This window comes from Photobacterium kishitanii (genome assembly GCF_003026355.1).
Taxonomy (GTDB): domain Bacteria; phylum Pseudomonadota; class Gammaproteobacteria; order Enterobacterales; family Vibrionaceae; genus Photobacterium; species Photobacterium kishitanii.
On record NZ_PYON01000004.1, the window covers coordinates 174,281 to 199,832 of the forward strand.

Genomic DNA, 25,552 nt, shown 5'->3' on the forward strand with positions numbered 1-25,552 from the left:
CTTCGCTAAAATAAAACCCAGCAAAGAGGCTGGGTTTTATTTGCAGCACTAATCTTTTAGAGAAAGATTAACGTGCGCGGAAGACGATGCGACCTTTAGTTAGATCGTAAGGAGTCAGTTCCACTGTTACTTTGTCGCCAGTAAGGATACGGATGTAGTTTTTACGCATCTTACCAGAGATGTGAGCAGTAACAACGTGACCGTTTTCCAGCTCAACACGGAACATAGTATTTGGTAGTGTATCTAGTACAGTACCAGCCATTTCAATTACGTCTTCTTTTGCCATTGAATCCTCTTAGGCTACCAGCCATTCATCTTGATCGGGCTGGATAATGCCTTGAAACTATCTGAGTGTAAAGTTTAGGACGTAATTTTACCCTCGCTAGTCGTTTTTGTCAGCTATTGTTCGCGATTAATCCATTTTTTCTCAGTAAATTAACAAAAGCTAATGCAAAGCGTTCTTATGTTGCGTTGAATTTAACCGTTTTGGGTGTTTTTTACTGTTTCACTGATCCACTCACCATTAATTAATTTCTGATGTGGTGTAAAGCGAACTTTGTAATTCATCTCACGGCATTGATCTATTTGATAGCCAGGATAGAGCCATTGACGTTGTGTCTGACGGCAAACTTCAATTTGTAATAGGACGCATAATGTTCCTAATGATAACTTATGTTCTGGTTCAAAAAAGCTATAAACAGCGCTGAGTGAGTCTGGGAAAACATCAGTAATCGCAACCGCAATCAATTGATTATTTTGATATAAATGTAAGAATGCGGTGTTCATCCATGGTGCGCTAATAAAATCAAAGAACTGTTGTTTATTCGCGGGAAACATTGAGCCACTAGCATGACGGACATTAATATAACGCTCATACAAATCAAACCAATCTGGGTCTAATTGTTGTTTAAATTGCCACTGCAGTTTTTTGAGTTGGTTTTGTTGGCGTTTTTGACTTTTAGAAGGGGTGAATTGGCTGCAATCAATCCGTAATGGAGTACAGGCATTGCAATGTTTACACATCGGCTTATAGATCACGCTACCACTTCGACGATACCCTGAACTAATTAATAAATCATAACCATTTGGATTTAACCATGGTTGGTCCATCACTATACCAAGTTGATCACGTTGGTGTGGTAAATAATTACAGTCACTTTCAGGTGTAAGACCCAGTTGTAAGGTTAATTCTTTCATCATCAATTCGTTTATAGCACTAAAGTTTGAGGGTGATAGCACGCCGCAGCTAATGCAGTATCTCGCTGTTGATGTAGTTGTGTTAAAAAGGTCTGCCGTCCTAATTCACTAGCACCTAAAGAAGCTAGATGCGGGTTCATCATTTGGCAATCAATTAACTGGCCACCATGTCGATTGAAATGATGACAGAAATACCATAAAGCAATTTTCGAGGCGTTATCTGCCAGAGAAAACATTGATTCACCACAAAAAATACTGCCGACGGCGACACCATAGAATCCACCGACTAATTGTTGATCTTGCCATACCTCGACTGAGTGACAATCTCCCTCATCATGTAATTTTTGATAAGCGTTAATCATTGCTTCAGTGATCCATGTTTGCTCTGGGCCTCGAGATTCAGCACATTGGCGGATCACTGCATGGCATGCATAATTGAGCGTAACAGAATAGGACGATTTACGCATAAATTTACGTAAACTTTTACTTGGTGAAAATTGTTGTGGAATAAAGACACCACGTGGATTTGGGCTCCACCATAAAATAGGTTCACCTTGTGAGTACCATGGAAAAATACCATGCCGATATGCTTGGCGCAGGCGTTGTGGGCTGAGATCACCACCAAAAGCCAGTAGACCATTTGGATCAATTTGGGCGCTATTAGGATTGGGAAATTGTAATGATGATGGATCAATTTCAGCTATATAAATCGTCATTTTCTATCAATACACACGGGTCAAAAGGCTATTGGTGCCAATATAACATTTAACAACCGACAAAAAAAACGCCAATAATCACAACTGATTATTGGCGTTATACTTGTGTTAGTGAATTAATCTGTCGTTAAATGCGACGACATAATTCAGCGTATCGACCATTTTGTACTAACAATTGTTGGTGCTGGCCACGTTCAATGATCTCACCTTCATCCATTAAGCAAATTTGATCCATACTATCGAGACCAACAAGACGGTGAGTAATAAATAGCACCGTTTTATCTTTGGCAAACTCAAGTAATAAGTTCAGTATTTGCTGTTCAGTTCGACGATCAAGCCCTTCAGTTGGTTCATCTAATAATAGAATCGGTGCGTCATGAAGTAGGGCACGAGCGATACCAATACGGCGACGCTCACCACCAGAAATATGACGACCACCATCACCAAGCCAAGTATCTAAGCCTTTATCATCAAGTAAGCTCTTAAGACCCACTTTATCCAGTGCTGCAACTAATTGTTCATCGCTGGCATCAGCTTTAGCCAAAATTAAATTCTCACGTAATGAGCCATTAAAGACATCAACCCGTTGGCTTACAACGGTAATGGCCTTACGCAGTGCGGGTTCACTCCAACGAGTAAGATCAACCCCGTCAAGTAGGATTTGACCTTGTTGAGGATCCCAACTACGAGTAAGTAATTGTAATAAAGTTGATTTACCACAGCCAGTACGGCCAAGTAGCGCTAGCTTTTCACCGCGTTTAATCTCAAGCGATAAGTGCTTAACAACCGGTTGATCACTGCCATAATAGGTATAGCTAATATCATTAAGGCTAATATCACCGTTAACAACCGCGGTATGACCGTTAGGATCGAATACCGTGTCAGGGGTTGCGTCAATAATTTCATTAAGACGTTTTGCTGACGATAATGTTTGACCTAAGTATTGGAAAGCGCCTGCTACTGGCATCATCATTTCAAAACTAGCCATAGTGGTAAATGCGACCATTGCCACGAAAGGATCGGGTGCGTTACCCGCAATACCGTTGGCTGCAATCCACATAATCAGCACTAATGTCCAGCCTGTTGCTGCCATTAATAGACCATTAGCAATACCGGTTAAACTCGCCATTTTCCGCTGTGCATCAAGTAATTTATCTTGCTCTGCTTCAGCTTGTTGACGGTAACGCTGTTCGGCATTAAACAGTAATAATTCAGCATGTCCCTGAATCCAGTCTAGCAGCGTGATACGGTAGTTGGCTTTAGCGTGCGTAAGTGTTTCACCATTGCGCTTACCTAAACGGTAAAAAACAATCGGTAAAATAATCATTAACGCCAGTAAAATGCCACCTAGGGTAAAACCAATAGTAGGATCAAACCAAGCCAGAAAACCGGTGACAATGGTAATGCCTAAGATACCGATCACCAGCGGGCTGACTAAGCGTAAATAAACATGATCCATCGCATCAACATCAGCGACTAAGCGATTGAGTAAATCGGCATCACGTAAATTAGCCTGACGGCCAGGAATTAACGGTGTTAGTTTACGGAAAAAGAATAACCGTAAATCAGCCAGTAGCTTAAAGGTGGCATTGTGGCTAACCACCCGCTCACCCCAACGCCCAGCTGTTCGTGACATTGAAAAGCCACGTACACCTGCGCCAGGTAACATGTAATTAAAGGTTTGACGAGTAATAACACTGAGGCCTGCAACCGCAGAAGCGGCAATAAACCAACCAGATAAGGTCAGTAGGCTAATCGCAGACAATAGTGTTAATAAACCTAAAATCATGCCTAAGGTTAAACCGAACCAGTGCTTACGGTAGAGTTTAAGGTAAGGGATTAAATCACGCATCGAGATCCCTCTTATCAGTATGAGTGAGCATATCAGCGAGTAAACCTTGATGACTAATAGTCTCAAAGTTACCGTTCTGAACTAATTTACCGTTATCCATAACCAAAATACGATGCATAGCATGCAGTTGATCAAGGCGGTGGCTAACCATTAATGTGGTACGGTTAGTGACAGCTTGGGCTAAACTTTCGAGTACTAAGCGTTCACTGTTAGCATCAAGGCTAGCGGTAGGCTCATCGAGCAGCCAAAAAGCCCCGTTTTGTAGCATTGCACGAGCAACAGCAATACGTTGTGCTTGGCCAACGGATAAACCACCAGAGCGATCACCGACATGATGCTCATAGCCTTTTTCAAGACGTTGAATAAATTCATCTGCATAAGCTTGGCGAGCGACTTGATCGACATCATCATTACTGGCACTTGGATTTCCGAGCGTAATGTTATCGCGCACCGTACCATGGACTAATAACGGATTTTGACCGACCCAACTGATCGCTTTTCGCCATTGATCATGTTTAAGTTCGTTGAGTTCAACATCGTTAATTTTAATACTACCGCGGTAGGGTAAAAATCCGAGTAGGGCATTGAGTAAACTGGTTTTACCCGCACCACTAGGACCGATTAACGCCACATGTTCATTGGTGTTAATGGTAAAGCTTAATGGTCCAGCTAACACTTGCCCTTCAGGACTAAGGACTTCGAGATCAGTAACGGTAATGTGAATCGCATTAGGGGTAGGTAACGGCTTTTCGCCACTACTCATCTCATCCGCTTCAATGTTTAAGAACTCAACAATCGACTCAGCTGCACCAATGGCTTGGGCTTTTGCATGGTAGAAAGTACCAAGATCTCGCAATGGTTGATAAAACTCAGGTGCAAGTACTAATACAAATAAACCTGTAAATAGCGAAACAGGTACACCGTAGTTACCAAAGTTGAGTTCGCCAATGAATGCGAAACCAAAATAGACCGCAACAATCGCAACCGAAATTGCGGAGAAGAATTCTAATACTGCCGATGATAAAAAGGCTAAGCGTAGTACTTCCATGGTGCGCTTACGTAAAACATGTGAAGCAGCATCGAGGTTTTCAGCTTCAGCATCAACACGATTGAATAAGCGTAAGGTTGATAAACCTTGTAAACGGTCATAAAAGTGACCGGATAAACGTTGTAAGGCCTTAAAGTTACGACGGTTAGCATCAGCAGCACCTAAACCAACTAACGCCATAAAGAAGGGAACTAAAGGGGCAGTGATCAGGAATATTAGGCCTGCGGCCCAGTTAAGTGGGAATACCACCACTAAAATAACCACCGGAATTAATACCGCGAGTGACATTTGTGGTAAGTAGCGAGCAAAGAAATCCTGCATTTCTTCCACTTGCTCAAGCACTAAACTTGCCCATACACCTGCTGGTTTGCCTTTAATATAGGCCGGACCAAGGTTTTGTAAGCGGTTGAGTATTAATTGGCGAATGTGGAGTCGAATTTGTTCACCGCAACGATAGCCGCAAACTTCTCGTCCCCAGCTACATAATGCACGTAAACCAATAATAACAATGAGGCCAACAAACTGATTTACGAGTTGGTATTTATCGGTATGCTCGATGATCAGTTGGTGCAGAATATTGGCTAATAAAGCCGCTTGCCCGATAAGCAATAATCCAGAAATAAATCCTAAACCAATACTGAACATCATCCAGCGTTTGGCGAGTTTACTCTGAGATTTTAACCATTTGGTCAAATCGCGTTGTAATTCTTTATCCATATAAATAAGGTTTCATTACGGTATTTATGGTGAGTCGCTCTTACAGCTCTATGGTTGAGATTCATATTGCTGTAAGGAAAAAAAGCCACTGCCTAAACAGTAGCTTTATGTTATTTATTTTTGATCTGCTAATGCATCTAAATAACGTTCTGCATCGAGAGCAGCCATGCAACCTGTTCCTGCAGAAGTGATGGCTTGACGATAAGTATGATCCATGACATCACCAGCGGCAAAAACACCCTCAACACTGGTTTGAGTTGCATTGCCGTGAATGCCTGATTGGACTTTAATATAGCCATTTTCCATATCAAGTTGACCGTTGAATATTGCTGTATTTGGTTGGTGACCAATAGCAATAAATACGCCCATCACTTCAAGTTCTTCAGTTGCATCTGATTGGGTATCTTTAAGACGTAAACCCGTTACGCCCATTTCATCACCTAATACCTCATCAAGAGTACGATCAGTGTGCAAAATAATGTTGCCATTTGCCACTTTATCCATCAGGCGATTGATTAAAATTTTCTCTGAACGGAAACTGTCACGACGGTGAACAAGGTGTACTTCAGCTGCGATATTTGACAGATATAGTGCTTCTTCAACAGCGGTATTACCGCCACCAATAACCGCTACTTTTTGGTTTCGATAGAAGAAACCGTCACAAGTAGCACAAGCAGATACGCCACGGCCTTTAAACGCTTCTTCAGAGTCTAAGCCAATATATTTAGCAGACGCTCCAGTTGAGATAATCAGCGCATCACAAGTGTATTCGTGATTTTCACCTTTAAGACGGAATGGGCGTTGGCTGAAATCAGTTTCGCTAATGAAGTCTGTGATAATTTCAGTATCAAACTTTTCTGCATGCGCCTTCATGCGATCCATTAATGCAGGGCCTGTTAGCTCATCTGCATCGCCCGGCCAATTTTCAATTTCTGTGGTAGTGGTAAGTTGACCACCTTGCTGCATACCAGTGATCATTACTGGTGAGAGGTTTGCACGCGCAGCATAAACAGCCGCGGTGTAACCTGCAGGTCCAGAACCAAGGATGAGTAGTTCACAATGTTTTACGTTACTCATTTTTTCTCCAGGCTGAATATTATTATGGAAGACTGATTGTAGGTAAATTGCAGTCGTAAAGGAAGAGGATGTAAGACAATCAATAATTTGTTAGCGCTGTTGAATCTGACCAACAAAGGTTTAATAGCGCTTGAATGGCATTAAACGATAGATGTTACATTGGTCACAAAAGTACCGTAGCAGTGGTTTTTTTTGAAGCGCTAAAAGTGAAAAGTCAGATCGTGTTTTTTTGATCTAGCACAAGCTTCATTAAGAAAAATATTTAATAAGTCTCATTTTAATTTTGCGGATAATGGGGGGGATGGCGATGGGTTTAACCGGTTGATATACCAAAAATGCGAGTTTGTTAAATTATGTTAATATATTTGTGTTGATGTGATTAATTTACTTTGATAATCCGCTTTGTTTTGGTACAAATAGTTAAATGTTTGTTTTTGACTGGCTGCTTTTAGGACAATCATCGGATATTTGAGTGTAACAATTGCTACTGTTCTGAAATAGAATCAAACAATTTTTGAGAATAAATAGCATGATCGTCTGATCTCTATCACTGATTGTTTGACTATTAGAGTATTTGATTCTAAAAATAGATAAGATGTAGTATATTTTTTTGCAAGGAAGTGAGAAGGTGGAATAAAAAATGGTAGATACCAAAAAGAAACCATCCAAGGAATTGGATCGCATTGACCGTAATATTTTGAATGAACTTCAAAAAGATGGTCGAATTTCAAACGTAGAGCTTTCAAAGCGCGTTGGTTTATCGCCAACACCGTGTTTAGAGCGTGTACGTCGTTTAGAGCGCCAAGGCTATATTAGTGGTTATACAGCACTATTGAATCCACAGTTTCTTGATGCCTCATTATTAGTATTTGTTGAGATCACGTTGAACCGTGGCGCCCCTGATGTTTTTGAGCAGTTTAATAAGTCAGTACAAGAATTAGAAGACATTCAAGAGTGTCACTTAGTTTCTGGTGATTTTGATTACTTATTGAAAACACGCGTATCAGATATGTCAGCTTATCGTAAATTGCTTGGCGAAACTTTACTACGTCTTCCGGGTGTTAACGATACTCGTACCTATGTTGTTATGGAAGAAGTTAAGCAAAGCAATAACTTGGTTATCAAGACTCGATAAAGATTTAGGTCTTAATCGATGTAGAATTGTAAAATATACACCCTGAATGACGTTATTGTTATTCAGGGTGTATTTGTTTATGTACTGTAAAATTGATAATTGCTGCTTAATCACTCAAATGAGTTCATGAATTGACATAATGATGAATTTATTTCATAACTGAACGTCTAAAATAAGTAATGACTAGCCGTTTGAGATAGTTAGCTTTTATTGCTTACCATTTATTGCTTACCATTAAAAAATTTTTTGTTTTAAAGGGCGACGAACACAGACAATGTGGTCTTTTAGTATAGAATGATGGCATTAAGACATTTACTTTATATTTGTGAGTTTGCCAACGATATCGCTTGGTATTTGATGCTGCGTTGCTATTAGCAGCAAAGTATTAGCTTTGGTCGCTGAAAATATCAGCATTTTGGTAAAATATTCGAATTTGATAGAAACACCGGAGTTATTCTTGAGGAAGTTTAAAGGTAAAAAACTGCCCAAAATGCGTTTATCAGGTGGGCAACGCATTATTGAAGGTTTTTTGATCATCAGTATTTTAGTTGCCATTTATATGATGGTTGCGCTAGTCACATTTAATCCTGCCGATCCATCTTGGTCGCAGACCGCTTGGGAAGGTGTTGTTCAGAATAAAGCGGGCTCATTTGGCGCTTTGGTGGCAGATACTCTGTTCTTTATTTTTGGGTCACTGGCTTACATCATTCCTATTATTTTAGTGTCATTAGGTTGGTTTATTTATCATCGCCGCTCAAAGATACTGTCACTGGATTATATGGTTTACGGCACGCGTTGGTTGGGATTAATGTTATTAATTCTAAGTAGCTGCGGTTTGGCTGATCTTAACTTTGATGATATTTGGTATTTCTCTTCTGGTGGTGTGATTGGTGATGTTGTTGCCAATATAGCGTTACCACTGCTGAATGTATTAGGCGCAACGTTGCTACTCATGTTCTCATGGGCGATTGGTTTTACACTATTTACCGGTGTTTCATGGGCAACGATTGTCGATAAATTAGGTGAAAAAACCTTATCAAGTTTGACCTGGATATTAAATAAACTACGTTCAGATAAACACGAAATCATGCGTCCATTTGCTACTGAGATCGCTGCTGAATCTGATATGCCTTATGCTGAACATCTTCATAATGATGATCAGGATGATTTGTTACTATCATCTTATAAAGATTCCTCACATTTAGAACGGTCGCATACACCCGCGTTTGAACGTAAAGATCCGGTTTATACTGCAGCAAATTCAACACCGATTATTCGTTCAGCTTCAACTGCAGCGACTATTGATCCATTAATGGATACCGCAACTTCATTACCAGTTGAACCTCAACCGTATGTCGCACCTGTTGAACATGTTGCGCCGCAAGTAGAGCCTCAACCGTATGTCGCACCGGTTGAACAAGTTGCGCCACAGGTAGAGCCTCAACCGTATGTCGCACCGGTTGAACATATTACGCCGCAAGTAGAGCCTCAACCGTATGTCGCACCGGTTGAACAAGTTACGCCACAGGTAGAGCCTCAACCGTATGTCGCACCTGTTGAACAAGTTACGCCACAGGTAGAGCCTCAACCGTATGTCGCACCGGTTGAACATGTTGCGCCACAGGTAGAGCCTCAACCGTATGTCGCACCTGTTGAGCATGTTGCACCGCAAGTAGAGCCTCAACCGTATGTCGCACCTGTTGAACAAGTTGCACCGCAAGTAGAGCCTCAACCGTATGTCACACCGGTTGAACAAGTTGCGCCGCAAGTAGCATCTGCTGAACAAGTTATGCCACAGGTAGAACCTCAACCGTATGGCGCATCTGTTGAACATGCTCAACCGCAACAAGAGTCGCACTCTTATTCTGAACCTACAGCGGCTATGCAGGGCTTGTCTGTTTCAGCGCTTGAGCGTGAGCTTGAAAAAAATGAAGATTTTACTGTTGCTGTTGATCAACAAACACAGACGGTGATTGATGCTGCAGTAAGCCAACAGCCTGAGATGCCACAATCATATGCAGCAGCAGTTACGCCTGCCGCGGAAGTTGATAGCTCAGAAGATGGCTTAACTGATGATGAAATATTTTTAAAACGTATTCGTGATAAGCAAAAAGAACAAGCACACCTTGCAGGGTTAGATAATCCGTTCTTAATGCAGAAAGAGCCTGATCTTCCAGTGCCGACATCACCTATGCCAACATTAGATCTATTACAGCCAGCGCGTAAAACGGTTGAAAAGGCATCTGATGAAGAGTTACAAGCAACTGCCGCTTTGATTGAGTCAAAACTTGCAGATTATAAAATAAAAGTACAAGTTAAAGGCATTTATCCAGGGCCTGTTATTACCCGTTATGAATTAGATTTAGCACCTGGAGTGAAAGTAAGCCGTATTTCAGGGCTATCAAAAGACTTAGCACGTGCGTTATCAACGACATCTGTTCGTGTCGTGGAAGTGATTCCGGGTAAACCATATATTGGTTTAGAACTGCCGAATAAAAGCCGCGAAACAGTATATATGTCTGAAGTGGTCGCCAGTGAACAATTCCAAAATGTCGGTGGGGCGTTACCTATCGTGCTTGGTAATGATATTGCCGGTGATGCAGTTGTCGCTGATCTGAGTAAGATGCCGCACTTATTAGTCGCAGGTACTACTGGTTCAGGTAAATCTGTTGGTGTTAACGTGATGATTTTAAGTTTACTGTATAAGTGTAAACCTGAAGATTGTCGTTTTATTATGATCGATCCAAAGATGTTGGAATTATCGATTTATGAAGGTATTCCGCACCTATTAACAGAAGTTGTTACTGACATGAAAGACGCAGGTAATGCATTGCGTTGGTGTGTTGGAGAAATGGAACGTCGTTATAAAGTGTTAGCCGCTTGTGGTGTACGTAACCTTGCAGGTTATAACGCTAAACTTAAAGAAGCAGCAGATGCGGGTCATCCTATCCACGATCCATTGTGGAAACCAGGTGATACCATGGATGAATACCCACCATTATTGGAAAAAATGCCAAGTATTGTGGTTATTGTCGATGAATTTGCTGACTTGATGATGGTTGTTGGTAAAAAAGTGGAAGAACTGATTGCCCGTTTGGCTCAAAAAGCGCGTGCTGCAGGTATTCACTTAGTATTAGCAACTCAGCGTCCTTCGGTTGATGTTATCACTGGTTTAATTAAAGCTAATATTCCTACTCGTATGGCATTTACGGTATCTACCAAAACAGATTCACGGACGATTCTGGATCAAGGTGGTGCTGAAACGTTATTAGGTATGGGTGATATGTTGTACTTACCATCAGGTCAAAGTCATACTATTCGTGTGCATGGCGCATTTGCCTCAGATGATGATGTTCATAATGTGGTTAATGATTGGAAAGCGCGTGGCAGACCACAATATATAGACAGCATTCTTAATACCGATCAAGGTGCAGATAGCTTGCTACCTGGTGAAGCGCCAGCAGGTGATGATGATTTAGATCAGTTATTTGATGAAGTTGCAGCCTTTGTGGCAGAAACGCGCCGTGCTTCTATTTCAGGCGTACAACGTCGCTTTAAGATTGGCTATAACCGTGCTGCACGTATTGTGGATCAATTGCAAGCGCATGGTATTGTGAGTGCCCCGGGACACAATGCTAATCGTGAAGTATTAGCACCGCCACCGGTACAAAATCATGATTAATAAATAGCGATAAATAACGACTCACTTGCTATGAAACGCTAAAGTGAAACTAAAAACTGCTGTGATAGTGATTGTCACAGCAGTTTAATACCAAAGAGGTTAGCGAATATGATGAAGAAACTAGTGATGAGCATGTTGGTTGCCGCTCCAATGTTGGTAGCGTCAAGTGCATGGGCTGCAACGCCGCAACAAGCATTAAGCAGCCGTCTCGATAAAGTGAATGCATTTAGCGCTAACTTTACTCAAAAAGTCACCAGCCCAGATGGTGAAGTTTTAGTGAATGGTACTGGTGATTTATCGATTAAACGCCCTAACTTATTCCGCTGGAAAACAGCAACACCAGATGAAAGCCTATTGGTTTCAGATGGCAAAACTGTATGGTATTACAGTCCTTTTGTTGAGCAAGTGACCGCAATGTGGCTGAAAGATGCGACGGAACAAACGCCATTTGTATTATTAACTCGCAATAGTGCTAGCGATTGGTCGAAGTATAATGTTGCTCAATTAGCCGATACGTTTACGCTGACACCAAAAGATAAAACGTCATCGATGGATAAGTTTGTTGTAACAGTATCTAAAGCGGGTGCTGTACGTAATTTCTCGGTGATTGAAACCGATGGTCAACGCAGTAAATACGTATTAAGTGATTTTAAACGTACTACACCAGCTGCGAGTTTATTTACCTTTACACCGCCTAAAGGTGTGGAGTTAGATGACCAACGTAACTAATTGTTATTCTATTTTATTTTCATGAAAAGGTGGCGAATAAGCCACCTTTTTCTGTCTTAGGGGAGTCATTATATTGAATAATTTCAGCCTAGATTTTTCCTCGGATTTTAGACCATTGGCGGCAAGAATGCGGCCACGTACGGTAGAGGAATACATTGGTCAACAACATATTCTTGGTGAAGGTAAGCCACTACGTCGGGCATTAAAAGCCGGTCAACTGCACTCGATGATTCTGTGGGGCCCTCCTGGTACCGGAAAAACAACCTTAGCCGAAGTCGCCGCTAATTATGCTAATGCTGAAGTTGAGCGTGTATCAGCAGTAACTTCAGGTATTAAAGATATTCGAGCGGCGATAGATAAAGCGCGTGATAATAAAATGGCTGGCAGAAGGACTATTTTATTTGTCGATGAGGTCCATCGATTTAATAAAAGTCAGCAAGATGCTTTTTTGCCGCATATTGAAGATGGTACGGTAACTTTTATTGGGGCAACCACTGAAAATCCGTCGTTTGAGCTTAATAACGCACTATTATCACGAGCACGAGTATATAAATTAAAATCACTTGAGGATGATGAAATTCTTGAAGTGATAGATCAAGCTCTAACAGATAAAGAACGCGGTATTAACGAAACCAACTTTGTATTTGTTGATGAAGTGAAACAGCAGTTAGCCGAGTTTGTGCGTGGTGATGCGCGGATGTCACTTAATTATCTCGAACAGCTGATTGATATGGCTGAAGAAGATGATCAAGGTATCAAACAAATCACAGTTGAATTATTAGCGGAAGTCACCGGTGAGAAGGTTGCTCGTTTTGATAACAAAGGTGATCTTTGGTACGACATGATCTCAGCAGTACATAAGTCTATTCGTGGTTCAAATCCAGATGGTGCTTTGTATTGGTTTGCACGTATGCTCCAAGCTGGGTGTGATCCACTTTATATTGCCCGCCGATTATTAGCGATAGCTTCAGAAGATATTGGTAATGCTGATCCACGAGCGATGCAAGTTGCGGTGTCAGCATGGGATTGTTATACCCGTGTGGGTGCGTATGAAGGTGAACGTGCTATTGCTCAAGCGATAGTCTATTTAGCGTGTGCTGCTAAAAGTAATGCTGTGTATGTGGCGTTTAATCTAGCTAAAGCCGATGCACGTGAATTTCCTGATTTTGAAGTTCCGCCGCACTTGCGTAATGCACCGACCAAACTAATGAAAGAGTTAGGTTATGGCGACGGTTATCGTTATGCTCATGATGAACCAGGTGCTTATGCTCCCGGTGAGGTGTATTTACCGCGTGAAATTCGTGATCGCGTTTATTATCAGCCATCAAAACGGGGCTTAGAGATAAAAATATCAGAAAAGTTGGATTATCTGGCTTCTTTAGATGCAAAAAGCCCGCTAAAGCGCTACCAATAATAAGGCTTTTTGGGTATCGTTAAGTGATTGGCAACAATTCGTTATTATTGCCTCCCAACTACAACTATTTTAATAAGAAATGCCTAAATAACGTGCATTTCAGACTATTAAGAGCACAGGATTAGCATGCTAGATTCTAAATTACTTCGAACTGAGCTGGATGAAACAGCTGCAAAACTCGCGCGTCGTGGTTTTAACCTTGATGTAGAAACTTTACGCAACTTAGAAGAGCAACGTAAATCTCTTCAAGTAAAAACAGAAGAGCTACAAGCACAGCGTAACTCGCGATCGAAGTCGATTGGTCAGGCAAAAGCGAAAGGTGATCACGCTGAAGCTGAACGTATTATGGCTGAAGTCGGCAACCTAGGTTCTGAGCTTGATGAAGCGAAAACTGCATTAGTTGAGCTTCAAGGTCAACTTGATACTATCACTCAAATGCTACCAAACATTGCTGATGAGTCAGTACCAACAGGTAAAGATGAGTCAGAAAACGTGGAAGTTTTACGTTGGGGTCAGCCAAAAGCTTACGACTTTGAAGTAAAAGATCACGTTGATCTTGGCGAAATGGCTGGTGGTCTAGATTTCGCAAGTGCGGTTAAAATTACTGGCGCACGTTTCATCGTAATGAAAGGTCAATTTGCACGTCTACACCGCGCAATTGCACAATTCATGCTAGATCTTCACACCGAAGAGCACGGTTACACTGAAATGTATGTACCGTACCTAGTAAACGCTGACAGCCTATTTGGCACTGGTCAATTACCGAAGTTTGGTGAAGATCTGTTCCACACTCAGCCGCTAACTGAAAAAGTGAACGATGAAGAGCCACGTGTGCTTTCATTGATTCCAACAGCAGAAGTGCCTGTTACTAACATGATGCGTGATACCATCACTGATGAAGCAGATTTGCCAATCAAGATGACGGCTCACACACCATGTTTCCGTTCTGAAGCGGGTTCTTACGGTCGTGATACTCGTGGTCTTATTCGTATGCACCAGTTCGACAAAGTTGAGCTAGTTCAGATCACGCGCCCAGAAGATTCAATGGCAGCACTTGAAGAACTAACAGGTCACGCTGAGAAAGTACTACAACTTCTAGAGCTTCCATACCGTAAAGTGGTACTTTGTACTGGCGATATGGGCTTTGGTTCTTGCAAAACTTACGACTTAGAAGTGTGGGTTCCTGCTCAAGAAACTTACCGTGAAATTTCTTCATGTTCAAATATGTGGGATTTCCAAGCGCGTCGTATGCAAGCACGTTTCCGTCGTAAAGGTGAGAAGAAGCCTGAGCTACTACATACTCTAAACGGCTCTGGTCTTGCTGTTGGTCGTACTATGGTTGCTATTCTTGAAAATAACCAAGAAGCAGATGGCCGTATTATGATCCCTGAAGTACTACGTAAGTATATGCGTAACGAAACGCACATCGGTTAATCACTGATATTGCGATAAGCAGTTAGTTTAAAAACCCAGTCTATCTATCGGCTGGGTTTTTTTATGGGTGGAAGGTAGAGAGCTTTAAAGAGGCGAGGGTTTAGCTAGCGAGTGTTGAGGTTCGAAATGGTAGATAATGAGTTGTGTTTATGATGTTCTGTGTAATGTTTGTTAAAAACATTCAATATTATTTAACAATGTGAAGCACTTTTGAGACAGTGGGTATTATCTCTATTATTCATTTATTTATATAATGATTGGGCGTTATATTTACTCTTGGTTTTATGGAGAATTTCATGGATAAGAAATGTCAATATTGTGCGCTGCCACAGAATGAATGTACTTGTGTTAATTGTACTGTTTGTAATAAAACAACAGCAGACTGCGCATGTGTAACTTGTGATAATTGTGGTGAAAAAGAAGTAGATTGTAGTTGTTAATCTGTCTTTTCTCGCTATCACACAAGACCGCTTTATAGCGGTCTTGTTTTATTGTCAATACGCCAACCATCCCAGTTATTCCCTCCAGTGAATGTTAACCTTCAACCCCTACAGTAAGGGGTTACGAACGCGATAGGGAGTCTACTGTCCGCACACTGTGGAATTTCTATTTTCACTGGTGTCTTTTAGGCTCAATCACGGGGTGAGTAGATCACGGATAGCTTCGTGCCTCAACTTCCGAGATGACGGATATTCGGCTAAGTAAATGCCCTAAGCCTAACGATCGCGATTCTCTATCATGAATGCCAAACCTCCAACTCCCGTCATTCCTTACAGTGAGGTTACGAACGCGATAGGGAATCTACTCGCTACGTGTTGTAGGGGTAATTTTATCTATTTTAGAGCTTATGACCGTTAAGCATCGCCAACTAGGTATTTTCATTGTTGTTAATATCAGCAGAAAATTAAACACACCATGTTTTGATTAATTATTTTGAATAAAACTTATCAAAACACGACCGAAGCGATACTTTTTATATAAATAGAGATCGTATAGTACGGATTAGATGCCATATGTTAAATACATCAAAGTTAGCAGTATAATGCTTAGAATTTCCTTTTTCTGAGCACAAAGATGTTTGAGTTTAAAAATAAATTAAGTCAAAACCAAAAAACAAGAATACAGCAATGTCTTGGTATTAAAGGTGAGTGTTTGGATATGTTTTATCTAAATATTGAACATCAGCTAAATGTGTTTGGAAAGATACCTACTAATGAGAAAGGTGACATTGATTTTTACCAATACGATCAATGCATACCTAAAGAGTGCGTTGAAAGTTTGAAAGAGATAAATAAAAAACTAGGACAATTAAGAATACAAATCGAACGTTATAACTCAAAAGCGTACACACCTTTAAGTGTTAACTTACATGATTTAAGTCTCTCACAAACTCGTGAGGTAGAGATGTATGGATATATCAACTCAATTGATTTAATCGATAGCATTATCAGTAGCGTTAATTCCGATAGTTCCTATTACCAACCAATGACAAGGGGTAAATCATCGAATATGGTAGGGCTAATTTTCCATGCTTGGTGGTTTTCATTGGGCAGCTATAACCAATGGGATATTAAGCTTAGTGATTCAAACCCTTTCATTAACGTTGTAAGTATTGTGACATCTTGGGATATAGATACAGCGAAAAAAAACGTGAAAAACTCAACAATATATAAAATACAATTTAGTAAACAAAACAAGGGAAATAATTTGTAAATTTCATTATAAATATTTACCTGTCTTTGGTTCTTTTTAATAATAAGATACTTATATTATTTTAATATATAGGTATCAACATGTTAAAGATGATTGAAACACTAATAAATGAACATGGTTCTTCAGTTATAATGAAGGAGCGATTATCATTGATAAATGATAGATATGAGCAAAAAGAGAGAGAACTGAAAAAAGCCATTGAGGATATAAACAATCTTCAAGCAGAAAATGTAGTGTTGAAAAACAAGCTAGATAAACAATCACAAGGAAACGAACTTTATAGGTTTTTATCCGCGGCTTATAACGTTAATGAAAATCAAGAACCATATGGAGTTCCATATTGCCTTAAATGTAAAACTCAATCTTTTACGTATAAGTCTCCTTTCATGAAGTGCACTACCTGCGGTCAAGAACATCATCATAATAGAGTTCCACCGGAACTATCTTTAGTTCTGTATAGGAAATACATTTCTCAAAATCCTGATGCTTTTGCAGAAAAATTATAATTAAATGTCTTAATTGGCAGATTAGAGTAGTACGCATAAATGAGTGCAAATCTAGATAATTCATTCTCTTGTTCCACATCTGGTTTTGGTATTAGTGACCCTATTTTATCGATGGCTGTCGTTATGGCGATCATGCTATTTGTAATTGGCATGATCGCTTTTTACTTTAGCTATATGTACAAAATAAAACTACTCGATACATTTAGCCTTGATCCATTAAGAGGTTTATCTGGTCAGGCATTATTCTGGATATCTATTTTCGTTCCATTAGTGCTTTTCTTCTGTTTTGGGGTGTTCTCGTGGGTTGGCTGTAGGTTTCAATTATCATCTGATTCTTTCATGAATTTTATTATTGTCAGTAAGTTACCTCTTTCTATTTTAGCCTTATCTTTGCCCTTTGGTTTGACGGTTACTCGGATGCATGGGACAAAACAAACTGCTCAGCAAATGTGCCAAACTGAATCTCAGGTTAAGAAATTAGCGACTGAAAAAAACATTGAAATGTTACTTGATACATTTCAATCATTAAAAGTTTTAATTGATGAAGAAACGAATAATCTTTTAGGCAAATTTTCTATTAATAACCTAGATGATTGTCTTTCTCTAAGTCATCCACCTTCAGTTATAAGCAAGGCTATGACTGGCGATAAAATAGAACAAAATCTTTATGAAGGTAGTATTCATGTTGGTGATGTCATACAGGTCTGCCAGCTTATTCAAGCGGCTTCTAATTGTTATGACGCAATTGTTAGAGAGAATGTAAAACTGAATGAGCATTACAGTGATCTTCTCTTGAATGAAAAACAATGGTTGATAAATTCCCATTGGATAAGTCTTGGCAAGCAATCGCAAACTATTTTTGAGATAGTTAATGTATGCCTAAAGATAAATAACACTGCAAAACAAATACAGCCAAGTGCTTATTCTTGCTTTACGTTAAGTGACAATTACTCTGATGAATTATCCATATACAAGGATCAATTTGATAGGTGGTTTGAAGATGAGGGTCGACGGTATTTTGGTTTTGTTTATGGCCCAAGAGTTAGTAAATAGGCTTAACGTTAGTACGCATAAAACCTGTGATGTTAAATACCACCCATCGGGGGCAGTATTTTTATATCAGCAGCGCAACCATCAATCAGGAAGTAGCAGTTCCTCGTCCCTAATACCTCGTCCATTTATACTTTTTCTAAACCAAAAAAAGGGCACATGATGTGCCCTTGAATTATGTTGTGTTCGCAAGTTTTTACTCGCTGTTATGATTTCTGTTGTTGAGGCAGAGGGTGGAAGCGAACAACTTCATCTTCTGTCGCTGCTAGTGGATCGTTGAAACGTTCAACATCCATTTCACCTTCTGATTTCGCAACAATACAGGTTACTACGCTATCACCCGTAATGTTAACCGCAGTACGTACCATATCAAGTAGACGGTCAACACCCATGATTAGTGCAATACCTTCAACAGGTAGACCAACTTGGTTAAGTACCATTGCTAGCATGATGAGACCAACGCCAGGAACACCCGCAGTACCGACTGATGCTAAGGTCGCAGTTAGAATAACCATGAGGTAATCAGTCATGGTTAGGTCAATATTAAACGCTTGGGCAATAAATACCGTAGCCACACCCTGCATAATTGCAGTGCCATCCATGTTAATGGTTGCGCCGAGTGGTACCGTAAATGAAGCAATTTTATTATTTACCCCTAAACGCTTCGTTGCGGTTTCCATCGTTACAGGAATAGTCGCATTTGACGATGCTGTTGAGAAAGCAAACATCACCGCGTCTTCCATTTTTTTCAGGAATGTAATTGGACTTAGGCCAGTAAATGCTTTTAGCATCACGCTGTAGGTTACTAAGGCATGGATTAATAGTGCTGCAACGAGTACTAAGAAATAGTTAATGAGACTAAAGATCGCATCAAGGCCTAAACCTGTGAACAATTTAGCCATCAAGAAGAACACACCGTATGGAGCAATGTTCATCAATAAAGCCACCAGTTTCATGATCACTTCATTTAAGTCTGCAAATACTCCTGCTAGACGTTCTCCTGGTTTACCAGCTGCACTGATTGCAATACCAAATAATACTGCAAACACAATAATCTGGAGTGTATTACCACTTGCCATTGCACTGATTGGGTTCGTTGGGAACATACCAACAATAACGCTACCTAGCGATGGTGCTTCTTTCGAAGCAAAGGTTGTTGCTGCACTTAAATCGGCACCGGTTCCTGGCTGGAAGATATTGGCCATTGTTAACGCAAGGGTAATTGCTAAGGCTGTGGTCGTTAGGTAAAAAGCTAAAGTTTTGCCACCTAAACGGCCCAGTGTTGCTAAATCTTTTAGTGAACTAGTACCACAAACTAGTGATACAAAAACAAGAGGAACAACTAACATTTTTAAGCTGGCAATAAAGATTTTACCACCGACATCAAACAGGCCATTTACGATATAGTCATGAATAAAAGCAATATCAGCAAAAAGGGAACGGATCATAAATCCTGTCAGAATACCTAAAACCATACCAAGAATGACTCGGCCAGTTAGTGACATTTTTTTCTTTTCTGTGGTCATCAAAACTTATCCTTATGTTTATTCACTCTGTCCTTCAGTAATCAGAGTGCATTCGGAGAGTAGCAGTTATTCGTCTGTTAATGCGAAGTAATAATTATTGTTAATGGCTAAAGCTTGAGTTAACTCACAAATTTTATACTGATTTCATGTTTGGGATGTTTATTTTTAACCGTTAATTAACATTTTATGCGTTTTAAAATCATAAATAGTTTGTTAATTGTGATTTTTACGAGGTGTATTGTCGGAATTTTCGATAAATGATCGTTTGATGAATGAGTCAGGAATAAACATTGCTGGGCGGTATGAGAGAGTAAAGCCACGTACTCTTATTGTGATTGAAAATACGTGGCCTGCGGTTATGTATTAATTACCGCTGGATTTATTTAGCGACATTACCAGCAACATTCATAATATCCCATGTACGAGCAAATGGCGGAGCATAGGCAAAATCCATCATGCCTAATTGCTCGGTAGTCGCACCAAGACTGATTGCAACAGCTAACGCATCCACACGATGTACTGCACCTTTATTACCAATTAATTGGCTTCCGAGTAATTTTTTGTTATCTGCACGATAAATCAATTTAATATAAAGCGGTGATTGGCCTTCACAGTAATTGGTGTGGCATTTATCACTGATATAAACGGTGCGATAATCGATATTCGCTTGCTGAGCTTCACGTTCAGACAGCCCTGTACGACCGGCTTCTAATCCTAAAATTTTGACACAACTTGTGCCTAATGTGCCGTCATAACTTAGATTTTTCCCTGCGATATTCTCACCCACTAAGCGACCCATTTTATTAGCACCCGTTGCGAGTGGAATATAAGCCGGTTGCTGTAATTGTGCATGCCAAATAGTGGCACAATCACCTGCTGCCCAGATGTTATCGATGGATGTTTTTCCTTGCTGATCAATGATAATTGCACCATTAGCTAACCGTTCAATGCCTGTTTCAGCAATAAAATGAGTATTTGGTTTTACGCCCGTGCAACAGATTACCATGTTAGTGGTATATATTTCTTTGTCGGTTTTGATGCTAGTAACATGTCCATCACCAATAATTTCACACACCGATTCTTGTAGGTGGATCTGTACACCAGCACGTTCAAGTTCGGGTTGAATATGTTGGCTAATTTCAGCATCAAATGCATCAGGAATTAAGCATTCAGCACGTTCAATCAGACGTACCGTTTTTCCTTGATGAATCATCGCTTCAGCGACTTCTAGGCCGATAAAGCCCGATCCAATAATTGTGACATGGTGGCAGAGTGGATCGGCTAATGCCGTTTTAATATTCAACCCATCTTGCATACGACGTAATGAATAAACGCCTCGTTTGTCTAACCCTTTAATTGGTGGTAATACTTCTTTTGCGCCTGTTGCTATCATTAAACGATCATAATTAACCGTGTGTGTTTCCCCTTGATGCTCAACCGTGAGTTGCTGTTGCTCAGTATTAAGTTGTATTACACGATGGTGAGTGAGAACAGTAATACCTTTCTCGGCAAATTGTGCCGGCGTAAATTCCGCCATAAAGTTATGATCAGAAAATTCATCACCAATGTAATAAGGTAGGCCACAGGCACCAAAAGAGATCACCTCGGAAGCTTCATAAACAACAATTTCAGCAGTGGGGTCAATGCGTTTAGCTTTTGCTGCAGCGCTCATACCTGCGGCTTCACCGCCAATAATGATAATTTTCATACTTTTGTCTATATCCTTGAAAAGTAACAGGGAGGTAATAATAGACCTCCCTTAATTTGGTGTTTAATACAGCTTAAGCGGCAGATTCTTCACCATCTAAGTTAACAACTTCATCGCTGTTAAAAATAGTCATGTCTGTCTCGCCCATTACTTTACTGGTAATCGTACCAGCGGTAATTGAACCTGATACGTTTAGTGCAGTACGTCCCATATCAATTAAGGGTTCAATTGAGATTAATAAACCAGCAAGGGCTACTGGCATATCCATTGCAGACAGTACAATCAGTGCCGCAAATGTTGCACCACCACCAATACCTGCGACGCCAAAAGAGCTCACCGTAATAATAGCGATTAAGGTACATAAGAAGCCAATATCCATAGGGTTAATACCCACTGTTGGTGCAATCATTACCGCCAGCATTGCAGGATAAATACCCGCACAGCCATTTTGACCAATGGTTGAACCAAAAGAGGCGGCAAAGTTAGCGATACCAGATGGAATACCAAGGCACTTTTCTTGGGTCTGCACGTTCATTGGAATTGAACCTGCGCTAGTACGTGAGGTAAAGGCAAAAGCTAAAACAGGAATAATCTTTTTTAAGTGGCGTAATGGGTTAATACCGACCATCGCAACAAGTAATAAGTGGATGATAAACATTAAAATTAACGCAGCGTATGATGCAAAAACAAAGTTCGCAAGATTAACAATATCAGTATAGTTAGAGCCTGAAATGACTTTTGTCATTAGTGCTAGAACACCAAATGGTGTCAAGCGTAAAACTAATGTCACCATACGCATAACGATGGTTTGAGCAACTTTAATAAAACTTGCAAATTGAGCAAAAATTTCAGGTTTTTTGTTAGCAATCCCCGTTGCAGATAGACCAATAAAGATAGAGAAGATAACCACTGCAATAGTAGAAGTACGACGAGATCCGGTCATATCTAAGAATGGGTTAGCAGGAATAAACTCGATCATTAATTTAGCAAACGACATTGCTTCAACATTTGATAGGGTTGATTCAAGGCTTTTCGCTCGTGCCATCTCAGCCGCACCAGAGGTTAATCCTTCAGCAGTAAGACCAAACAGTTGCGCCATTAGAATACCAACACAAGCAGCAATCATGGTGGTAACAATAAGTACACCTAGGGTTAGGCTACTAATTTTACCTAATGAAGTCCCACCATTAAGTTTTAGAATGGCTGAAATGATTGACACCATTACTAATGGAATGATGATCATTTGTAGCAAACGGACATAACCTACGCCCACAATATCAAAATATTCAATTGATGTTTTGATAACCTCAGAGCCTGCACCATAGAAAATTTGCAGAGCTGCACCAAATGCAATGCCTAAACCTAAGCCAGCAAACACACGTTTAGTAAAGCTATAGTGTTTATTTTGCATGTGATAAAGAAAGGCAATCAAGCCAACAAATATGGCGAGGTTCGTTACAATACCTAAGGTCATCATGAATCCTTCATATCAAATAAAAAAGCGGGAAATTTTTATCGTTCCTATATATTGAACGTTAAATTTTGCTGGTTTAATTATCAGTTAAAAGCAAATTAACGCATTTAATGTAAGGGATATTTAAACCCGTAAAAACGATCAAGATCGCTAATTATGAATATGAGATGAATATTTAACGGTAAAATTAGAGTTAGCTGCGGATTTGGATCAATATTCAACAACCCATTAACAAATAATAATAAGCTGATATATAAAGGATGATTTACGCGTAAATAAATAAAAAAAAGTCAAAAAAATACCGACAACAACGTTATCGGCATTTGAAATTAAGACGTGGTGTAAATTACATTACACGCATACCTGGTTGAGCACCTTCATGGGGTTCTAAGATCCAAAGATCTTTACCGCCAGGGCCCGCTGCAAGGATCATACCTTCAGACATACCAAATTTCATTTTGCGTGGTTTCAGGTTAGCAACCATTACTGTCATTTTGCCAACCAATTCTTCTGGTGTATAAGCAGATTTAATACCAGAGAATACTTGACGCATTTCACCACCGATATCCAATTGGAATTTCAATAGCTTGTCTGCTTTTGGCACCGCTTCGCAAGCAACAATTTTAGCGATACGCATATCGATTTTAGCGAAATCATCAAACTCGATTTCAGCTTCAATAGGCTCTGCTGTTAATGGGCTAACGGCAGGTTGTGCAGCTTCAAGTGCGGCTTTATCAGCAGCAGCTTCTTCTTTTGATGCTTCAACCATAGCAGCAACGTGCGCAGGATCGATACGATTAAACAATGCCTTGAACTTAGTGACTTCATGGTTTGTTAATGGTGTCTCGATGCCTTCCCATGTTAGCGTTTCATTTAAGAAAGCTTCAGTACGCTCGGTAAGTTTTGGCATTACAGGCTTTAGGTATGCCATTAATACTCGGAATAGGTTGATACCAACAGTACAGATTTCCTGTAGCTCTTGATCTTTACCTTCTTGTTTAGCAACAACCCAAGGTGCTTTTTCATCAACATACTGGTTAGCTTTGTCAGCTAGAGCGGTGATTTCACGAATAGCACGGCTGTATTCACGGCTCTCATAAAGATCGCCAATACGTGTTGCAGCTGCTACAAATTCAGCATAAAGCTCAGGCTCAGCAAAATTTTCAGATAACATGCCGTCGAAACGCTTAGCGATAAAGCCAGCGTTACGTGATGCTAGGTTAACAATCTTGTTCACAACATCGCTGTTTACACGTTGAGTGAAATCTTCAAGGTTAAGGTCGAGATCATCAATGCGGTTATTCAGTTTTGCTGCGTAGTAGTAACGTAGGCATTCTGGATCAAGGTGGTTTAAGTAAGTTCCCGCCTTGATGAATGTGCCTTTTGACTTCGACATTTTCGCGCCATTAACCGTTACGTAACCATGCACGAATACGTTATTTGGCTTACGGAAACCAGCGCCATCTAACATTGCTGGCCAAAATAAGCTGTGGAAGTAAACAATGTCTTTACCTATAAAGTGGTAAAGCTCAGTTGAGCTGTCTTTGTTCCAAAACTCGTCAAAATCAAGATCATCACGCTTATCACATAGATTCTTAAATGAACCCATGTAGCCGATTGGTGCATCTAGCCATACGTAGAAGAATTTGCCTGGTTCACCTGGAATTTCAAATCCGAAGTAAGGTGCATCACGAGAAATGTCCCACTGCTGTAGGCCAGATTCGAACCACTCTTGCATCTTGTTTGATGTTTCGTCTTGAAGCGCACCAGATTTAGTCCATGCTTTTAACATGTCCTCAAACTGTGGCAGATCAAAGAAGAAGTGCTCTGAATCTTTCATGATTGGTGTTGCACCAGACACTGCTGATTTTGGATTAATCAGATCTGTTGGGCTATAGGTTTCACCACAGTTATCACAGTTATCGCCGTATTGGTCTTCTGCTTTACACTTAGGGCAGGTGCCTTTTACAAAGCGATCAGGCAAGAACATTTCTTTCTCAGGATCAAATAACTGAGAAATAGTACGGCTAGTAATAAAGCCTTTGTCTTTTAGTTGGGTGTAAACAAAAGAAGCAAGTTCACGGTTTTCAGGTGAATGTGTGCTGTGGTAATTGCTAAAATCAATATCAAAGCCAGCAAAATCAGCTTGGTGCTCTTTGCTCACTTCTGCAATCATTTGCTCAGGTTCCATACCCATCTGCTGGGCCTTAAGCATAATTGGAGTACCGTGTGCGTCGTCTGCACAGATGAAATGAACTTCGTTACCACGAAGGCGCTGATAGCGCACCCAAATATCCGCTTGAACATGTTCTAGCATGTGACCTAAGTGGATAGAACCGTTAGCGTACGGCAGGGCGCAGGTCACCAGAATTTTTCTTGGATTAGCAGCCATAATTACTTCTTTCGCTCATGATGGGTAAAAAAACATAGCTGCAAATACTACCTGATGGACAGCATATTGACTAGCATCGGATACTGATTAATCCGTTTTTGGACTGGGGAAATCGGGCAGGAAGGGCACTTTGGTGGTAGCATTAGGAAAAAGAGGTAGATATTACCCTGCAACATCAACGT

At 40.3% G+C, this 25,552-nt stretch carries 19 protein-coding genes; 9 read left to right on the top strand and 10 right to left on the bottom strand.

Annotated elements, in window-relative coordinates:
- Positions 1 to 67 precede the first annotated feature (67 nt).
- The 6 genes from infA to trxB form a co-directional block, all read right to left on the bottom strand.
- Complete coding sequence (infA, locus tag C0W29_RS06640) at positions 68 to 286, bottom strand: translation initiation factor IF-1 (RefSeq protein ID WP_005368778.1); 219 nt, start codon at positions 284 to 286, stop codon at positions 68 to 70.
- A gap of 191 nt (positions 287 to 477) precedes the next feature.
- The gene (locus C0W29_RS06645) at positions 478 to 1,197 is read right to left on the bottom strand and encodes an arginyltransferase (protein WP_045044890.1); all 720 of its coding nucleotides are present in this window, start codon (positions 1,195 to 1,197) and stop codon (positions 478 to 480) included.
- Positions 1,198 to 1,208: 11 nt separating this feature from the next.
- A complete protein-coding gene (aat, locus tag C0W29_RS06650) occupies positions 1,209 to 1,913 on the bottom strand; it encodes a leucyl/phenylalanyl-tRNA--protein transferase (RefSeq protein WP_036793890.1) in 705 nt (234 codons plus the stop codon).
- A gap of 127 nt (positions 1,914 to 2,040) precedes the next feature.
- Positions 2,041 to 3,765: a heme ABC transporter ATP-binding protein/permease CydC gene (gene cydC / locus C0W29_RS06655; RefSeq protein WP_045044889.1), complete on the bottom strand. Its 1,725-nt coding sequence runs from the start codon at positions 3,763 to 3,765 to the stop codon at positions 2,041 to 2,043.
- The gene (gene cydD, locus C0W29_RS06660) at positions 3,758 to 5,530 is read right to left on the bottom strand and encodes a heme ABC transporter permease/ATP-binding protein CydD (RefSeq protein WP_045042853.1); all 1,773 of its coding nucleotides are present in this window, start codon (positions 5,528 to 5,530) and stop codon (positions 3,758 to 3,760) included. The genes cydC and cydD overlap by 8 nt, the downstream gene beginning before the upstream one ends.
- 114 nt (positions 5,531 to 5,644) lie before the next feature.
- Positions 5,645 to 6,607 (bottom strand): thioredoxin-disulfide reductase, encoded by a 963-nt coding sequence (gene trxB, locus C0W29_RS06665; protein WP_036793894.1) that lies wholly within the window; start codon positions 6,605 to 6,607, stop codon positions 5,645 to 5,647.
- 640 nt (positions 6,608 to 7,247) lie between these two features.
- Between trxB and lrp the strand changes: the two genes are divergently transcribed.
- The 9 genes from lrp (at position 7,248) to C0W29_RS06705 (ending at position 18,273) form a co-directional block, all read left to right on the top strand.
- On the top strand, positions 7,248 to 7,742 hold the full coding sequence (lrp, locus tag C0W29_RS06670; protein WP_005368765.1) for a leucine-responsive transcriptional regulator Lrp: 495 nt from the start codon (positions 7,248 to 7,250) through the stop codon (positions 7,740 to 7,742).
- Between the two features lie 490 nt (positions 7,743 to 8,232).
- Complete coding sequence (locus C0W29_RS06675; RefSeq protein WP_107174132.1) at positions 8,233 to 11,424, top strand: DNA translocase FtsK 4TM domain-containing protein; 3,192 nt, start codon at positions 8,233 to 8,235, stop codon at positions 11,422 to 11,424.
- Positions 11,425 to 11,532: 108 nt separating this feature from the next.
- Positions 11,533 to 12,153: an outer membrane lipoprotein chaperone LolA gene (gene lolA / locus C0W29_RS06680; RefSeq protein WP_080888931.1), complete on the top strand. Its 621-nt coding sequence runs from the start codon at positions 11,533 to 11,535 to the stop codon at positions 12,151 to 12,153.
- Positions 12,154 to 12,226: 73 nt separating this feature from the next.
- Entirely contained in the window at positions 12,227 to 13,567 is a 1,341-nt protein-coding gene (locus tag C0W29_RS06685) for a replication-associated recombination protein A (protein WP_036793896.1), read from the top strand.
- 126 nt (positions 13,568 to 13,693) lie between these two features.
- Positions 13,694 to 15,001: a serine--tRNA ligase gene (gene serS, locus C0W29_RS06690; RefSeq protein WP_036793897.1), complete on the top strand. Its 1,308-nt coding sequence runs from the start codon at positions 13,694 to 13,696 to the stop codon at positions 14,999 to 15,001.
- 296 nt (positions 15,002 to 15,297) lie between these two features.
- Positions 15,298 to 15,441, top strand: coding sequence for a hypothetical protein (locus C0W29_RS21630; protein ID WP_155395119.1), 144 nt, complete (start codon positions 15,298 to 15,300; stop codon positions 15,439 to 15,441).
- 634 nt (positions 15,442 to 16,075) lie between these two features.
- Entirely contained in the window at positions 16,076 to 16,714 is a 639-nt protein-coding gene (locus tag C0W29_RS06695) for a hypothetical protein (protein WP_107174133.1), read from the top strand.
- Positions 16,715 to 16,794: 80 nt separating this feature from the next.
- Positions 16,795 to 17,220, top strand: a complete 426-nt coding sequence (locus tag C0W29_RS06700) for a hypothetical protein (protein WP_045044886.1) — start codon at positions 16,795 to 16,797, stop codon at positions 17,218 to 17,220.
- A gap of 39 nt (positions 17,221 to 17,259) precedes the next feature.
- A complete protein-coding gene (locus tag C0W29_RS06705; protein WP_146146383.1) occupies positions 17,260 to 18,273 on the top strand; it encodes a hypothetical protein in 1,014 nt (337 codons plus the stop codon).
- A gap of 203 nt (positions 18,274 to 18,476) precedes the next feature.
- On the opposite strand, the gene C0W29_RS06710 is transcribed toward C0W29_RS06705, so the two are convergent.
- The 4 genes from C0W29_RS06710 to metG all read right to left on the bottom strand — a co-directional run bounded on the left by C0W29_RS06710 (position 18,477) and on the right by metG (position 25,370).
- Positions 18,477 to 19,796 carry a dicarboxylate/amino acid:cation symporter gene (locus C0W29_RS06710; RefSeq protein WP_045043971.1) on the bottom strand — a complete coding sequence of 440 codons (1,320 nt, stop codon included), beginning with the start codon at positions 19,794 to 19,796 and terminating at the stop codon, positions 18,477 to 18,479.
- A 379-nt stretch (positions 19,797 to 20,175) separates the two neighbouring features.
- The gene (locus tag C0W29_RS06715) at positions 20,176 to 21,504 is read right to left on the bottom strand and encodes a CoA-disulfide reductase (protein ID WP_045044884.1); all 1,329 of its coding nucleotides are present in this window, start codon (positions 21,502 to 21,504) and stop codon (positions 20,176 to 20,178) included.
- A gap of 73 nt (positions 21,505 to 21,577) precedes the next feature.
- Positions 21,578 to 22,978 (bottom strand): L-cystine transporter, encoded by a 1,401-nt coding sequence (locus C0W29_RS06720; protein WP_045043973.1) that lies wholly within the window; start codon positions 22,976 to 22,978, stop codon positions 21,578 to 21,580.
- 346 nt (positions 22,979 to 23,324) lie between these two features.
- The gene (gene metG / locus C0W29_RS06725; RefSeq protein WP_045043974.1) at positions 23,325 to 25,370 is read right to left on the bottom strand and encodes a methionine--tRNA ligase; all 2,046 of its coding nucleotides are present in this window, start codon (positions 25,368 to 25,370) and stop codon (positions 23,325 to 23,327) included.
- Positions 25,371 to 25,552: the final 182 nt, after the last annotated feature.

Coding starts and splice junctions, on each gene's coding strand:
- C0W29_RS06695 (WP_107174133.1), top strand. CDS start 16,076: ATGTTTGAGTTTAAAAATAAATTAAGTCAAAACCAAAAAACAAGAATA.
- C0W29_RS06720 (WP_045043973.1), bottom strand. CDS start 22,978: ATGACCTTAGGTATTGTAACGAACCTCGCCATATTTGTTGGCTTGATT.
- C0W29_RS06675 (WP_107174132.1), top strand. CDS start 8,233: ATGCGTTTATCAGGTGGGCAACGCATTATTGAAGGTTTTTTGATCATC.
- C0W29_RS06645 (WP_045044890.1), bottom strand. CDS start 1,197: ATGAAAGAATTAACCTTACAACTGGGTCTTACACCTGAAAGTGACTGT.
- cydD (WP_045042853.1), bottom strand. CDS start 5,530: ATGGATAAAGAATTACAACGCGATTTGACCAAATGGTTAAAATCTCAG.
- trxB (WP_036793894.1), bottom strand. CDS start 6,607: ATGAGTAACGTAAAACATTGTGAACTACTCATCCTTGGTTCTGGACCT.
- C0W29_RS06715 (WP_045044884.1), bottom strand. CDS start 21,504: ATGAAAATTATCATTATTGGCGGTGAAGCCGCAGGTATGAGCGCTGCA.
- aat (WP_036793890.1), bottom strand. CDS start 1,913: ATGACGATTTATATAGCTGAAATTGATCCATCATCATTACAATTTCCC.
- C0W29_RS06705 (WP_146146383.1), top strand. CDS start 17,260: ATGAGTGCAAATCTAGATAATTCATTCTCTTGTTCCACATCTGGTTTT.
- cydC (WP_045044889.1), bottom strand. CDS start 3,765: ATGCGTGATTTAATCCCTTACCTTAAACTCTACCGTAAGCACTGGTTC.
- lrp (WP_005368765.1), top strand. CDS start 7,248: ATGGTAGATACCAAAAAGAAACCATCCAAGGAATTGGATCGCATTGAC.
- serS (WP_036793897.1), top strand. CDS start 13,694: ATGCTAGATTCTAAATTACTTCGAACTGAGCTGGATGAAACAGCTGCA.
- C0W29_RS06700 (WP_045044886.1), top strand. CDS start 16,795: ATGTTAAAGATGATTGAAACACTAATAAATGAACATGGTTCTTCAGTT.
- infA (WP_005368778.1), bottom strand. CDS start 286: ATGGCAAAAGAAGACGTAATTGAAATGGCTGGTACTGTACTAGATACA.
- lolA (WP_080888931.1), top strand. CDS start 11,533: ATGATGAAGAAACTAGTGATGAGCATGTTGGTTGCCGCTCCAATGTTG.
- C0W29_RS21630 (WP_155395119.1), top strand. CDS start 15,298: ATGGATAAGAAATGTCAATATTGTGCGCTGCCACAGAATGAATGTACT.
- C0W29_RS06710 (WP_045043971.1), bottom strand. CDS start 19,796: ATGACCACAGAAAAGAAAAAAATGTCACTAACTGGCCGAGTCATTCTT.
- metG (WP_045043974.1), bottom strand. CDS start 25,370: ATGGCTGCTAATCCAAGAAAAATTCTGGTGACCTGCGCCCTGCCGTAC.